This window comes from Massilia sp. YIM B02763 (assembly GCF_030412015.1).
In the GTDB taxonomy this organism is placed as follows: Bacteria; Pseudomonadota; Gammaproteobacteria; order Burkholderiales; family Burkholderiaceae_D; genus Telluria.
In genome coordinates, this window is the sequence record NZ_JASNRD010000001.1 from 25255 (window position 1) to 38020 (window position 12766).

At 64.1% G+C, this 12766-nt stretch carries 9 protein-coding genes; 3 read left to right on the forward strand and 6 right to left on the reverse strand.

Annotated elements, in window-relative coordinates:
* Positions 1–61: 61 nt before the first annotated feature.
* Both kdpE and wrbA read right to left on the reverse strand, forming a co-directional pair.
* Positions 62–757 carry a two-component system response regulator KdpE gene (gene kdpE / locus QPK32_RS00100; protein ID WP_290410749.1) on the reverse strand — a complete coding sequence of 232 codons (696 nt, stop codon included), beginning with the start codon at positions 755–757 and terminating at the stop codon, positions 62–64.
* Between the two features lie 83 nt (positions 758–840).
* Positions 841–1440 (reverse strand): NAD(P)H:quinone oxidoreductase, encoded by a 600-nt coding sequence (wrbA, locus tag QPK32_RS00105; protein WP_290410750.1) that lies wholly within the window; start codon positions 1438–1440, stop codon positions 841–843.
* Between the two features lie 173 nt (positions 1441–1613).
* On the opposite strand from wrbA, the gene QPK32_RS00110 reads away from it, so the two are divergent.
* The 3 genes from QPK32_RS00110 (at position 1614) to QPK32_RS00120 (ending at position 6535) form a co-directional block, all read left to right on the forward strand.
* Positions 1614–2597, forward strand: coding sequence for a Gfo/Idh/MocA family protein (locus QPK32_RS00110; protein WP_290410751.1), 984 nt, complete (start codon positions 1614–1616; stop codon positions 2595–2597).
* 117 nt (positions 2598–2714) lie between these two features.
* Positions 2715–4142 carry an MFS transporter gene (locus tag QPK32_RS00115; RefSeq protein WP_290410752.1) on the forward strand — a complete coding sequence of 476 codons (1428 nt, stop codon included), beginning with the start codon at positions 2715–2717 and terminating at the stop codon, positions 4140–4142.
* Complete coding sequence (locus QPK32_RS00120; protein WP_290410753.1) at positions 4139–6535, forward strand: GH36-type glycosyl hydrolase domain-containing protein; 2397 nt, start codon at positions 4139–4141, stop codon at positions 6533–6535. Before QPK32_RS00115 ends, QPK32_RS00120 begins: the two co-directional genes overlap by 4 nt.
* A 23-nt stretch (positions 6536–6558) precedes the next feature.
* Here the strand turns inward: QPK32_RS00120 and QPK32_RS00125 are convergent, their stop codons facing one another.
* Genes QPK32_RS00125 through QPK32_RS00140 form a run of 4 tightly spaced genes read right to left on the reverse strand, consistent with a single transcriptional unit; the run spans position 6559 to position 12758 of the window.
* Positions 6559–6825: a PAAR domain-containing protein gene (locus QPK32_RS00125; protein ID WP_290410754.1), complete on the reverse strand. Its 267-nt coding sequence runs from the start codon at positions 6823–6825 to the stop codon at positions 6559–6561.
* A gap of 3 nt (positions 6826–6828) precedes the next feature.
* A complete protein-coding gene (locus tag QPK32_RS00130) occupies positions 6829–8256 on the reverse strand; it encodes a T6SS immunity protein Tli4 family protein (RefSeq protein WP_290410755.1) in 1428 nt (475 codons plus the stop codon).
* On the reverse strand, positions 8244–9992 hold the full coding sequence (locus QPK32_RS00135) for a triacylglycerol lipase (RefSeq protein ID WP_290410756.1): 1749 nt from the start codon (positions 9990–9992) through the stop codon (positions 8244–8246). Before QPK32_RS00135 ends, QPK32_RS00130 begins: the two co-directional genes overlap by 13 nt.
* Before the next feature lie 18 nt (positions 9993–10010).
* Entirely contained in the window at positions 10011–12758 is a 2748-nt protein-coding gene (locus tag QPK32_RS00140) for a type VI secretion system Vgr family protein (protein ID WP_290410757.1), read from the reverse strand.
* Between the last annotated feature and the right edge of the window lie 8 nt (positions 12759–12766).

Consider the following 12766-nt stretch of genomic DNA (forward strand, 5'->3'; position numbering starts at 1 on the left):
AAACAGCCGAGCAGGTGGGATTCCGGCAATCGTGCGGCGCCGGCATCGCCATATGACAACACTAGGGTCGCAGGCGGTAGCCGACGGCCGTCTCGGTCAGCAGGTGGCGCGGCTGGGCCGGATCGTCTTCCAGCTTCTGGCGCAGGTGGCCCATGTAGATGCGCACGTAGTGGCCATTCTCGCGGTTGGCCGGCCCCCAGACCTCGCGCAGCAGCTGCGGGGCCGTGACGACCTTCCCCAGGTGGGCGACGAGCACGGACAGCAGCCGGTATTCCGTGGGGGTCAGGCGCACCGGCTCGCCGGCGCGGGTGACCTGGCGTTTCTGCAGGTCGACGGCGACGTTGCCGAAGGCGACGGTCGACGACGGCTCGCCCGCCGCCTTGTGCTGGCGCCGCAGCGCCGCGCGCACGCGCGCCAGCAATTCGCCCGTGCCAAAGGGTTTGGTGAGGTAGTCGTCCGCACCGGCGTCGAGCGCCGTGATCTTGTCGGCTTCGTCCACGCGCGCCGACAGCACGATGATCGGCACGGGACTCCACGCGCGCACGGTGCGGATCAAGTCGACGCCGTCGCCGTCCGGCAGGCCCAGGTCCAGGATAATGAGATCGGGAGTGCGCGTGCCGGCGTCGATGACGCCGCGTTTCAGGTTCTCGGACTGGTGCACGGTCCAGCCCTCGCCTTCCAGCGCCATGCGCACGAAGCGGCGGATCTGCGGTTCGTCCTCGACGAGGAGCGCAACGGGAGCGACATCACGGTTCATGCCGGGATGGTAAGCGATCGGGCGTAAAAGCGGCGTAAAAAAAGCCCGCCGGCGTCCGCGGCGGGCGTTTGGCCTGCGCCGGATCAGCCGAACAGCTTGGCGGCCGTCTTCGCGACGATTTCGCCCTGGTGGCGCGCGCCGTCCAGGTCGAGGGCGCTCGGCTGGCGCTGGCCCTGGCCGCCGGCGATGGTGGTGGCGCCGTAGGGTGCGCCGCCGGCCACTTCGTCCAGCGTCATCTGGCCGGCGAAGCTGTACGGCAGGCCGACGACGACCATCCCGAAGTGCAGCAGGTTGGTGATGATCGAGAACAGCGTCGCTTCCTGGCCGCCATGCTGCGTGGCCGTCGACGTGAAGGCGGCGCCGACCTTGCCGTTCAGGGCGCCGCGCGCCCACAGGCCACCGGTCTGGTCGAGGAAGGCCGCCATCTGCGACGGCATGCGGCCGTAGCGGGTCGGCGCGCCGATCACGATGGCGTCGTAGTCCGCCAGCTCGTCGACGGTGGCGATGGGCGCCTGCTGGTCCAGCTTGAAGTGGCCGTTCTTCGCGATCTCCTCCGGCACCGTCTCCGGCACGCGCTTGACCGCGACGGTGGCGCCGGCGCCGCGCGCGCCCTCGGCGACGGCATTCGCCATCTGCTCGACGTGGCCATAGGTGGAGTAATACAGAACCAGTACCTTCGCCATGCTGTTCCCCTTTCAGTGAGTCGTTCGACAAGAAAAGGCCATGCTAAACCAATCCGCAGTGCGCCGGCATCCGCCTTCCGGCGGGTTCGTCTGCTACCCTGTCAGGATGAACAGCTGGGCGGCCCGTATCCGATCGGCCAGAATCCCCGCACCAACCACGACAGGAGACACGCATGAACGACACCGTCCGCTGGGGCATCCTCGGCACCGGCCGCATTGCCCGCGACTTCGCCAACGGCTTGCGCGACACTCCGTGCGCCGTCCTCGCCGCCGTGGCCTCGCGCAGCCAGGACGGCGCCGATGCCTTCGGCGAGGAGTTCGGCATCCCCCTGCGCCTCCCCAGCTACGAGGCGCTGGCCGCCTGCGCCGACGTCGACCTGGTGTATATCGCGACCCCGCATTCGCTGCACGCGGAAAACGCCCTTGCCATGCTGGCCGGCGGCAAGGGCGTGCTGTGCGAGAAGCCGTTCGCCCTGAACCGCGCGCAGGCCGAGCGGGTCGTGGCCAGCGCGCGCGCGCGCAAGCTGTTCCTGATGGAGGCGATGTGGTCGCGCTTCATGCCGGGCTTGCTGGAGGCGCGCCGCATCGTCGCATCGGGCGAACTGGGTACCGTGTCCCAGGCCCACGCCGACTTCGGCTTCGCCGCGGCCTACGACCCCGAGGCGCGCCTGTTCAATCCGCGGCTGGGCGGCGGCGCGCTGCTCGACGTCGGCATCTATCCGCTGTCCCTGGCCGCCTTCCTGCTCGGCCCCGTGGCGGCCGTGCAGGCGCAGTCCGAGATCGGCCCGACAGGGGTCGACCTGCAGACCGTCTTCACGCTGCGCCACGCGGACGGCGCCCTGTCCACCGGCGCCTGTTCCCTCAAGGCGCGCACGCCCGGCCTGATGACGCTGTCCGGCGAGCGGGGCCGCCTGCGCCTGGACGCCCCGTTCCACCGCCCGCCCACCCTGACGCTGACGGACGCCGATGGCAACCCCCGCACGCTCGACACGCCCTACCTCGGCAACGGCTACGTGCACGAGGCGATCGAGGCCCAGCGCTGCTGGCTCGCGGGGGAGATCGAGAGCCCGCTGATGCCGCATGCGCAGACGCTGGCGCTGATGGGCGTGCTGGACGAGATCCGGCGCCAGGTGGGCGTGCACTATCCGGGAGACTGAGCGTGCGCGGCCAGCGCGTTGACATGGCCCTCGTCCCGGGGCATACTCGCCCGAAGTGTTAGCGCTATCAACCACGCTCGCAGAAGCCGTGCGCAACATACATATCAGGAGACTCGCATGCTCGAACACCGGATCCGCGGCGCCGCCGCACCCATCCGCGGGCCCGCCTCCGCCGCCGACACGGCGGCCGGACGGGACGCGGCCGCACCGCTGCGCTGGCGCGAAAAGCTCGCCTACGGCGTGGCCGACATGGGCTTCAATTTTTACTGGACCAATGTCGCGACCTTCCTGCTGATCTTCTATACGGATACCTTCGGCATCTCGGCCGCCGCCGCCGCGGCGATGATGTCGACGGTGAAGATCGTCAACGCCTTCACCGACCCGATGATCGGCGCCGCGGCCGACCGCACGGCGACGCGCTTCGGCAAGTTCCGCCCCTGGCTCGTGTGGATGAGCATTCCGCTGGCCGGCGCCGCCGTCCTCACCTACACGACGCCCAACCTGGAGGGCGACGCCAAGCTGGCCTGGGCCTACGGCACCTATCTGCTGATGATGGTGTGCTACACCTGCGTCAACATCCCCTACAACGCGCTGTCCGGCGTGATGTCGGCCGACCCGCAGGAGCGCTCGACGATCAACGGCCTGCGCTTCATCTTCGCCTTCGCCGGCAGCACCCTCGTGACGGCCGCGACGCCCTCCCTGGTGCGCCTGCTGGGCGGCGGCGACGATGCGCGCGGCTGGCAGCTGGCGATGCTGGCCTGGGGCCTGGCCGCCACCGTGCTGTTCCTGCTGACCTTCGGCGGCACCCGCGAACGCGTGGCGCCGCCGCCGGGCCAGCGCTCGAACGTGCTGCGCGACGTGCGCGACCTGGCCGTCAACCGCCCGTGGATCGTGCTGTTCGTGCTGTCCCTGGTGATCATGGTGACGATCACGCTGCGCACGGCCAGCGCCGCCTACTATTTCAAGTACGTCGTCGGCCGCCCCGAGCTGATGGCGGCCTTCGTGCCGACCTACATGATCGCCGCCGCGATCGGCGCCGCCTGCACGCCGCTGCTCACGCGCTTCGCCGACAAGAAGACGCTGATGATCGCGCTGATGTCGCTGACGGCGCTGCTGTCGGCGGCGTTCTACGTCGTCCCCGCCGACCAGGTGCAGCTGATGTTCGCGCTGCAGGCGCTGCTGGGCCTCGTGCTGGGGCCGAAGTCGCCGCTGGCCTTCGCCATGCTGGCCGACACCGCCGACTACAACGAATGGCGCACGGGCCGCCGCGCCACCGCCATGACCTTCGCCGCCGCCACCTTCGCCCAGAAGCTGGGCACGGCGATGGCGGTGGCCACCATCGGCTCCGTCTTCACGGCCCTCGGCTACGTGCCGAACGCCGTCCAGAGCGGCGGCTCGCAGGCCGGCATCGTCTGGCTGATGTCCCTGATCCCGGCCGGCTTCGCCCTCGTCGCCGTGCTCGTGATGTGCCTGTACAACCTCGACGCCCCCGGCATCGCGCGCATGCAGGCCGAGCTGGCCGCGCGCAAGGATCCATCCGCATGACCGCCATCATCACCAACACCGATACGAACGAAGGAAACCCGATGCTCCGACCGACCGACGACGGCACCCGCTACGAACTCGCCAGCCCGACCGCGATGCCCCAGGCCGGCGGCTTCCTGTGGAACCGCCGCATGATGATCCAGCTGACCTGCCGCGGCTACGCGACCGCCCAGTTCATGCAGCCCGAGCCGGCCAAGTATGCGCACGCGCCGAACCTCGAGGCGAAGAGCTTCATGCAGCCGGAGCAGGCATACTACGCCCACCACCCGGGCCGCTTCTTCTACGTGAAGGACGAGGACACGGGCGAGATCTTCTCGGCGCCGCACGAGCCGGTGCGCGCCCAGCCGGACCGCTTCGCGTTCTCCGTGGGCCAGGCCGACATCGCGTGGACCGTCGAGAAGCTGGGCATCCGCATCGCGCTGCGCCTGGCGCTGCCCACCGACGACGTGGCCGAGCTGTGGACGCTCGCCGTCGACAACCTGTCCGACCGCCCGCGCCGCATCAGCGTCTATCCCTACTTCACGGTCGGCTACATGTCGTGGATGAACCAGTCGGCCGAGTACCGCGCCGACCTGGGCGGCATCGTCGCGTCCAGCGTCACCCCCTACCAGAAGCTGCAGGACTACTTCAAGAACAAGGACCTGAAGGACAAGACCTATTTGCTGTGCGAGACGGCGCCGGACGCCTGGGAAGCCTGCCAGGCGCACTTCGAGGGCGAAGGCGGCCTGCACGCGCCGGACGGCGTACGCGCCCCGCTGCTGGCCGGCGGCGACGCGCGCTACGAGACGCCGGTGGCCGCAGTGCAGTACCGCCTGGAGCTGGCCCCGGCGCAGTCCGCGACGCGCCGCTTCCTGTTCGGCCCCGCGAAGGACGATGCCGAGATCGCGGCCATGCGCACCCGCTACCTGAGCGAGGAAGGCTTTGCGAGCGCCGCGCGCGACTACGCGGCCTACGTGGCGCAGGGGGCCGGCTGCATCCGCGTCGAGACCCCCGATGCGGAATTCGACAACTTCGTCAACCACTGGCTGGCGCGCCAGGTGTTCTACCACGGCGACGTCAACCGCCTCAGCACCGACCCGCAGACCCGCAACTACCTGCAGGACAATATGGGCATGGCCTTCGTCAAGCCCGCGGTGGCGCGCGCGGCCTTCCTGCACGCGCTGTCCCAGCAGGAAGCCAGCGGCGCCATGCCGGACGGGATCCTGCTGTTCGAAGGCGCGGAACTCAAGTACATCAACCAGATCCCGCACACCGACCACTGCGTCTGGCTGCCCGTCTGCCTGCGCGCCTACCTCGACGAGACGGGCGACATGGCGATCCTGGACGCGCCCGTCGCCACCCACGACGGCACGACCCTGAGCGCGTTCGAGCGCATCTCGCGGGCGATGGACTGGCTGCTGCACAAGCGCGACGAGCGCGGCCTGTCCTATATCGAGCAAGGCGACTGGTGCGACCCGATGAACATGGTCGGCTGGAAGGGGCGCGGCGTGTCCGGCTGGCTGACGGTGGCCGCCGCCTACGCGCTGAACCTGTGGGCCGACGTCTGCGCGGCGCGCGGCGACACCGTGCGCGCGGACCACTTCCGCGCCGGCGCCGCCGACATGAACGCCTCCGCCAACCGCCACCTGTGGGACGGCGACTGGTACGCGCGCGGCATCACCGACGACGACGTCAAGTTCGGCGTGGCCGCCGACAAGGAAGGCCGCATCTACCTGAACCCGCAGAGCTGGGCCTTCCTGGCCGGCACCGCGGACGAGACACAGCGCGCGCGCATGCTGGCCCAGGTCGACGCCCAGCTCGATACCCCCTACGGCGTGCAGATGTTCGCCCCGCCCTACAGCGCCATGCGCGAGGACGTCGGCCGCGTCACGCAGAAGCACCCGGGATCGGCCGAGAACGGCGCCGTCTACAACCACGCGTCCGTCTTCTACATCTACAGCCTGTACACGATCGGCGAAACCGACCGCGCCTGGAACGCGCTGCACAAGATGATCCCCGGCCCCGCCGAAGCCGACTACCTGCAGCGCGGCCAGCTGCCCGTCTTCATCCCCAACTACTACCGCGGCGCCTGGAAGGAATACCCGCGCACGGCAGGCCGCTCGAGCCAGCTGTTCAACACGGGCACCGTGTCGTGGGTGTACCGCTCGATCATCGAGGGCCTGTGCGGGCTGAAGGGGGATGCCGACGGGCTGACCGTGCATCCGCAATTGCCGGCGGGCTGGCCGGGGATGCGGATCGTGCGCGAGTTTCGTGGGGCGCGGTTCGATGTGACCGTCAAACGCGGGCCGGTCGACAGCGTCACGGTGCATGCCGACGGTGTACGGTGCGACACGGCGCGCATCGATGGCATCGAGCCTGGTCGCACTTACCTGCTGGAGGTCGTGGTTCCCTGATTTCAGTCGCCAAGATCAGGGAATCACTGCCCGCTGAAGTTTCCGACCGTCGCGATCAAGGCCGCACCGCACGAGGTCTTGTGACCATCATAGGCGACGGCGATATCGTCGATGGTGTGGTGGGGGTCGCCTTCGGCGATGGTGCAGCCCTCATGTCCCTTGATGGGACAGGTGCACATATCGCCGACGCGGGCAACCGCGATGCCATCGACCTTGAAGTGGCTTGCGCTGACGCTGGCGACCTTGCCGCCGTGCGAAGTGGGATCGCCGAGACGAATCACATTGGGCATCGCTCACCTCTCGTATGGCTGCGGCCCTGGTTCACCCATCGCGAGGACAGGCGACAGTGCGTCGTCATAGTCAACAAGCTGCCACATCGTAGCGGCACGATATACGCCTCGCTCCCCCTTGAACCTTTGCCATAACGATAGATTCGAGACGATCATTACGTGCGGCATTCGTTCCCCGGCGTTAAGATGGCGGCGACCAGTTCCATCGAGAAGATTTGTTTCGCTGGATTTCCACCAGCCCGTTTGAGGACAGACGCGCCCGGTCGCGGCTAGCTCTCCCAACGGCGACCGCAGCTTATCCGCAGGACTCTTGTTCACAGCCACGCCGATTGGTCGCACCCGGATCGTGCTGGTTATACTGTTCCACACCGCGACGGCTTCTTCGTCAGTGAGACTAGCCTCGCCTGCACCAGCCGCGTCACCGACAACACCAGTTTGGAACTGGATATCTGCATAGGGCTTATACGGATCGTGCGGTACGCCCGTGAACTTCATCTGGAAATCGTGATGAGACAGCGAGCCTTCCTCAACGGGTGTACGCATCAGTACTTCGTACCCGGCCTGCCAATCGTGGATGCTGCGCGGACCCTCGCGAAAATATTTAATTCTGGCTAGCACTCGTGTCTCTTCAGGCGTTGAAGGATTTTCCTTGAACCGCTTGAACTGTCTTTCAAGCGAATCGCTCTCTGGATCATGGGGATTCGAAGGAGCGACGTAGATAGAGAAATGGGCATCTGGAAATTCTTTTAAGCGAAACCCAATACGAATATGCTCCATTAAATCTTCTGGGGCAGGATTATCCATATCTTCTATAAATGCGTATTCAATGCAGTTACCCGGCTGGGAAGGAGCCTCACCGACCTCACGGCGGCGTAAACGCGCTGCCATGCTTTTGATGAGCGCGACGGTTCCCGCTGCATCACTGCGTAGCGGCCGCGCCCTGATGATGACACCGTCGTCGCCCAATTCGAAATAGCCTTGAATTCGCAAGTCATTGATTGATTCGAAATCTTCATACCCTGTAATTATTCGCCCGCCGACACTCTCTACTTCGCTCACAGACAACAATAGTGGCACATCGCCATGATAGATAGCCTTTCCCGATTGAAGCTCTTTGATAAAGTCATCTGCAAGCGCATTCACCTGACGATTACCATGCTCGTAGATGCTTATCGTCAACGGCACTATCGAATCTCCCCATACGACTGTTGTAGACTCAGGCACGTCGACCATGAAACGTCCGAAGCAAACGGTCTTCGTCTTGTTGAACATTGGGGCTACACGCGAGGATAACGGCATCATATTTGGCTCACTTTTCTGGGTCAGATTCCGATCACATGAGAGGAGCATCAAAGCTGCAAGGAAGCAGAATGCGTAGCGCAAATACACGATCTGTACGATCAAGGCAGACGGCACATTCAACATTTCCATCTCCCATGCTGAGCAATTCGCACGATGGAGTAAAGGGTTGCTGCGATAGCATTCGAGTGCTGATAGCTGGACTGATGCTCGTAGCCAGTCTGCCGAAAAATTCCTCGGAATTTTCCGCTTTTTAATTGGTGATCGGCGGACTTGGCTGGCACCGTCTGATCGCCTAGACCAGCTGGTGGCAGAATGGTGGCGCATATTGGAGATGGCATCTCGTCGGCATATGGCTGAAAAGCCCGAGCAGTCTTCAATGCGTCCCAACGAACGAGTTCGACCGTGCCTCGCCGGGTGTCGGAAAGTATTGGCCATTCCATCCATCCAGTTGGATCCGCACAGCTATTGTTGATTTCCCAGGTCACTTCAGTGTAGCTTTGACGCCTTGAGTCGGCACCATAATGACCATAACTGTTTGAATGATAGGTATCCACGATCATCCGATGGAAATGTTTTACCCTTTCGAGATAATTGAGCGTTCGTGCAAGCGTCCCACCCCCATTGCGGGCTGGCTCGCCAGAAGGGTTGATCCATTCTTCTCGAAACAATGAATACCATTTTCCAACTACTGCATAGATCTCGCTGTACGGATCCCCATGCTTCGGCCAAGCCTCCAATACACGCCCACTATGCATAACCCGCAACCAACCATTGCCATAGGCCTCCGTCGGCAGTAACTGCAGGCCTCCCTGGGCGTTAGCCAACACCGCCGTTACCTCATCTCCGAAGTTTCCTGCTACCTTCGCTCCAAGGCTTGCTTCACCGTCGAGCAAAATGCCGCGGTCTTCGAAGCCTGCCCGCATGCGTTTATAGGCTGCCGGAGCACCGATCGCAGGCATGACCCCGTGTACGATACCGAGCACCCTGTCTTGGAGGTTGCCATAAGCTGGGTGAATTAACGCACGGCCAACCAAACCTCCCATGGAGTGCGTGACCACGATGACCTGGTTGCACTCATAGCCGGATTGACTGAATTCTTCGATAACCTTGTTGATGCGTTCGGCGATGATCTTTGCACTATCGCCATTCGACTGAAGCCAGTTATAGCCGAAGGCGAAGACGGGAAACCAGCATCCGTCAACAACGCTCTTGAGCTCATCTTCCAATAACGGCTTCTGCGGCAAACTTTGTTCCGACTGCCACAGCTTCGGATCGACGCCGACGACATCGCGCCACTCTTGCCGAAGCATCCCCTGAGAAAACGTATTATTTAGGCGCGACTCCATATGTTGCAGCAGCCGGCCATAGCTTTTGAAATATACCTCGCCCCAACCTCTCGCCCTCGCTTTCTGAACAGCGCTTCGAGCACACTTTGCAGTCGGCGGGTCATCGGCCAACGTTGGAGAGCGGAAGCTCTCGGCAAGTTTCACATTGTTGTGTCGGATGTCACCGCTAATCTGCGGAAACCCGGACGGGTCGTACATATCCACAACCGTCTGTAGAGGATCCAATTGTAGCTGGCGCTCACGCGGCGAACTCCCTGCGCTGCGCTTGATATTTGAAGCGCTCAAACTGTCAGGACGCCACGCAATGTTGTCCTCTTTATTCAGTTCCTTGCGGCGCTGCTCGCTCATCCGCAAGTTCGATCCCATAATCCCCGGCAGGAAAATGACTGGCAATACCCGCTTCGGAAGCATTCTGGCGCACTGCGGCTTTTGATCTTCCTTCGGTGTCACAAAGCCTGTCGCCTTACGCGCTGCGTCCGGATTCTGCTGCGCGGGGAGCGGGTATTCTGCACGAGCCATCGTCTTCTCCTAGTGAAGTTAATCGTCGAGTGCTTCGATTACATAGCTTCCGAACGGGACGGCACTGGCAAAACGCTCGGTCATTCCTAAAGCATCAGTGCGCCCCTCGAACGTTCGGCCATCCTCCGTCCTGATCCGGTAGCGCTGGTCCTTCATCGGCTCATCCGTTCCTATCCAGCGCAGGACAGCTTGCTGGTCGTGCGCGACCGCGCTAGTGGCAAGCTTTGCGGCTAAAGGGGCACCGTTGCCCGGCCCGAGGTGGGCAAACTCGGAAGATTTGATCGTATGTGCCCCGCTGCTTTGCTGCGTGATGGCCCCGCCGCCGATGTCGACCTGCGCCCCCTGCGTGATGAAGCGCACCTTGGGTGCCTGCAGTACGATTTCGTCCGCTGCGGTCAGCACGATACGCTTGGCCGACGTGAGCTCGATGTCATCGGCGTGGGTCTGCACATCGATCTTGCCGCTGGCGGCAATCAGTTTGATGCCGAGCCGGTGCGCGAACAGGCCGATGCTTTCGGTAGCGCGTGCAAACAGCTTCCGTCCCGCCGATAGCTGCGTGTTACCGATGCTGACCATATCGACGTGGGTTTGGGCGCCGATGGCGAGATTGTCCTGGCTGGCCACCGCGACGCCGGCCGGTGCGGACAGCGCCACCACGGGTTTCCCGCCGCCGTTGCTGCTCTTCTGCGTATTACTGCCCGCCTCCCACTGCCTCAAGAAGCCGATCAATTGCGCGAGCTCCTTGTCCGAAGCGCCCTCGGCGTGGTGCGTCGTCGCCAACTCCGAAAGCTGTTGCTGCACGCCATGCAGCGCTTCCGCCAGGCCGATCAGCTCCGCGCGGTCAAGCAATCCGCCACTCGCTTTGTTGCTGCCGGATGCACTGATCAGTACCCCTTGCGCGCCGCGTACCGCCACTGCATGGTCGCTGCGCAGTTCCGCACCTTCCCCGCGCGCATCGGATTTCCCGTCGACGCGCGGGTGCGTAAGCCAGCCAAGGTTCAGCTCGCTATGGCCGTGCTGCGAGGACAGCTGGGCGTTGATCTGGCCGGGCGTATCGTCCAACCGCAATTGGTTGTAGCGCAGGCCCTGCACCTCCTTGCTCTTGATGCCCGCAAGGTTCCTGTTCCCCGGCAGCGTACCTGTAGCGCTGAACGATGGCGGCGTTGCTGTGCCGCTGTAGACCTGCCCGACGATAATGGGCTTGTCCGGATCCCCGCCAAGGAAGTCGACGATGACTTCGTCGCCGACGCGTGGCAAGGTGATTGCACCCCATCGGCTGCTGGCCCAGGTGCTCGCGACACGGACCCAGGCCGAGTCGCGATCGCTGTCGCTGGCGCCAGCGCCTTGCGCGTGCATGTGGTCCTCGGTGCGCGTCCCCGGAAACCGCAACTTGACTCGACCGAGTTCGTCGCAATGCACCTCTTCGCCATCTGGACCGACCACGAATGCGCTCTGCAGGCGTGGATGCGGCAAATCGACCCGGGGGTCGAACGCGGGAACGATCGGGATGCCGCGCCGTACGCAGGAAAATCGGTTCGTATATCGCACGCCGCGCTCATCGCTGGCTTGCCGCAGCTCCGCTTCGGGCATCGACGTGTTCCAGCGATTCAACCGGAACAGCCGCCGGACACGGTCGTCCACGGTCTTCGGCAAGTTGTTCTCCGCATAGACCTCCAAGCCCGTGATGACAAATTCCATTTCGTCAGCGGGATGGGTGTCGATGTCGTAATGCCCGGCCAGCCGAATCCACTGGCCTACACACAGGTCTCGGACACTCCCCTCGCCGTGAAAGACCTTGGACTCGTATTCATGACGCTTCATGCGCAACTCGCCGAGCTGGCGGTAGTCGTCGCCGTCCTCCGCGGCGTGCGGAACGTCGACCAGGTAGTCCTCGAGACTGGCCGCGAACTGCCCGCCCGTCGCGCCCTGATCCACGTGCGCCGACACGGACGTGGACAGCGCTCGCCCCTGCAGGTAGTCGCCGCTGTGCCGGCTGACCCGCCCCGGCACGAGCGTGCGGACCGGGTTCCAGGCCACGATAGTATCCGCGTGCTCGGTACCATCGTCACGGTGATAGCGTACGGTGCCAGCCGCGTTTTGCGCGAGGGAGAACGCGTCGTCGAACAGCACCAGCCGATGCGACGGGAGATCAGCGCTGCGGGAATCGCTTGCTGGCCCCGGTTCGATGAACCATGCGATGCCCCGGCGCTTCCATAACCGGCGCAGGAATGCCGCGTCGGATTCGTTGTGCTGCATCGTGAATTCGCGGCTCGGATAGGCGCCCGATATGCGCGACCAATCCACGTCGAACGCCTTGGCCAGGACGGGATTATTCTTGCGCCATTCCCTGACGATCACTTCAGTGACGTCCAATTCGCTTCGATTGCGGAACACACGGGTATTGGTCCGATGCTCCATCAACGCCAGCGCGTCGCGCACGACCAGCTCGTAAGTGGCCAATCCCCCATCGCTTTGCCCCGCAGCGGCTTGCGCCACGATGCCGCACACCGAGCGTAGGCTGCCACGGTCCGTGACGAACTGGAGTTCGACGGCAAGGGCAATGAAGCCCTTCAAGGGCAGATCGGCGCGCGTCGACACGCACAAGAGTCGGTACTCGAGCCCCCCGCACAGGGATTCGCTGCCGCTGACGTGCTTGACGAGTAGCGCGTCGTCGAATATCGCGCCGCCTTGCGACAGTCTCAGGCGGATTGGACGGTTCAGTTCGGAGAGACCCGCAAATGCAGTTGCCAGCGCTTGGAAATCCATTGTTTCTT

Bases quoted from the DNA above. Each gene is read 5' to 3' on its own strand.
- kdpE (WP_290410749.1), bottom strand. From the start codon at position 757: ATGAACCGTGATGTCGCTCCCGTTGCGCTCCTCGTCGAGGACGAACCG.
- QPK32_RS00135 (WP_290410756.1), bottom strand. From the start codon at position 9,992: ATGGCTCGTGCAGAATACCCGCTCCCCGCGCAGCAGAATCCGGACGCA.
- QPK32_RS00120 (WP_290410753.1), top strand. From the start codon at position 4,139: ATGACCGCCATCATCACCAACACCGATACGAACGAAGGAAACCCGATG.
- QPK32_RS00115 (WP_290410752.1), top strand. From the start codon at position 2,715: ATGCTCGAACACCGGATCCGCGGCGCCGCCGCACCCATCCGCGGGCCC.
- QPK32_RS00140 (WP_290410757.1), bottom strand. From the start codon at position 12,758: ATGGATTTCCAAGCGCTGGCAACTGCATTTGCGGGTCTCTCCGAACTG.
- QPK32_RS00130 (WP_290410755.1), bottom strand. From the start codon at position 8,256: ATGGAAATGTTGAATGTGCCGTCTGCCTTGATCGTACAGATCGTGTAT.
- QPK32_RS00125 (WP_290410754.1), bottom strand. From the start codon at position 6,825: ATGCCCAATGTGATTCGTCTCGGCGATCCCACTTCGCACGGCGGCAAG.
- QPK32_RS00110 (WP_290410751.1), top strand. From the start codon at position 1,614: ATGAACGACACCGTCCGCTGGGGCATCCTCGGCACCGGCCGCATTGCC.
- wrbA (WP_290410750.1), bottom strand. From the start codon at position 1,440: ATGGCGAAGGTACTGGTTCTGTATTACTCCACCTATGGCCACGTCGAG.